Source organism: Kocuria sp. CCUG 69068 (assembly GCF_020833785.1).
GTDB lineage: Bacteria > Actinomycetota > Actinomycetes > Actinomycetales > Micrococcaceae > Kocuria > Kocuria rosea.
Genome location: NZ_PDDL01000239.1, coordinates 1 through 1289 on the forward strand (window position 1 = coordinate 1; position 1289 = coordinate 1289).

Here is a 1289-nt window from a genome sequence, read left to right on the forward strand (position 1 = left end):
CGCCCGGTCGCCGCGCCGCCGCAGCGCGGGCGGGTCGGCGTCGAGGACCTGGGCGCCGCCGAGCACCGAGCGGCTGCCGGGGTCGCGGAGCACCAGGCGGTCCCCGAGGACCAGGGGCAGGGGCCGGTCCAGGACCAGCCGGGCGTGGTCGTCGTCGAACGGGCTCAGCCGGGCGGGCACGGCCGCGGTGCCGGCGTGGACCACGAGGTGCTCGGCCGTGTCGGTGAGGGCGGGGCCGGTGGCCCGGCGGACGTCGAGGACGTCGGTGAGCGGCCACGTGTCCGGGGTGACCAGGGCGTCGCCGCGGTGCACGTCGGAGGCGGAGACCCCCCGCAGGTTGAGCGCCACGCGGGTGCACGGCTCCAGCGCGGTGTGGGCCACGTTCCGGCTGTGCATGCCCCGGACCACGACCGGCACGGCCCCGCCGTGGCCGAGCAGGTGCAGCCGGTCGCCCTGCCGGAGCGATCCCGCGGCCAGCGTGCCGGTCACCACCGTCCCGGAGCCGGTGATCGTGAAGGACCGGTCCACCCACAGCCTCAGCCGCCCCTGGGCGGGGGCGGGCGCCCGCGCCAGGACGTCGTCGAGGACGGCGCGCAGCTCGTCGAGGCCCGTGCCCTCGAGGGCCGAGACGGTGACCGCGGGCGCGTCGTGCAGACCGGTCCCGGCCAGCTCCGCGCGGACCTGGGCGAGGACCTCGCCGGTGCGCCCGGGGGCCCGGTCGGCGCGGGTGAGCACCACCACGCCGTGCTCGATGCCGAGGGCCGCGACGGCGTCGCGGTGGTCGCCGGACTGGGCCTGCCAGCCCTCGTCGACGGCGACCACGAAGCAGACCACGGGAGCCGGGCCGAGACCGGCGAGCATGTTGCCGAGGAAGCGCTCGTGGCCCGGGACGTCCACGAAGGCCACGTCGCGCCCGGACGGCAGCGCGGTCCAGGCGTAGCCCAGGTCGATGGTCAGCCCGCGGCGGCGCTCCTCCTCCCACCGGTCGGGCTCCATCCCGGTGAGGGCCCGCACCAGGGTGCTCTTGCCGTGGTCGACGTGCCCGGCCGTGGCGACGACGTGCACGCTCACCGGGTCCCTCCCGGGCCGCCGTCCGCCCCGGCCAGGGCGGTCAGGGCCGCCTGCACCGCCGCGCGCAGGCGCTCGTCCTCGGACTCGGGCACGCAGCGCAGATCGACCAGGCACGCGCGGTCGTGGACCCTGGGGAGCACGGCCGGGCGGCCGGTGCGCAGCAGCGGGGCCGCCGCCTCGGGCAGCCGCACCGCCCACCCCGGCAGGGGCATGCCGGG

1 protein-coding gene and 1 pseudogene are annotated in these 1289 nt (G+C 78.7%); both read right to left on the reverse strand.

All coding sequences use genetic code 11. The features are described from left to right. Positions 1-1065: selenocysteine-specific translation elongation factor (gene selB / locus CRM73_RS19280; RefSeq protein WP_229588807.1), on the reverse strand; the 1065-nt coding region annotated here is incomplete at its 3' end. A gap of 2 nt (positions 1066-1067) precedes the next feature. Then, a pseudogene (locus CRM73_RS19285) lies at positions 1068-1289 on the reverse strand (L-seryl-tRNA(Sec) selenium transferase); the annotation flags it as partial.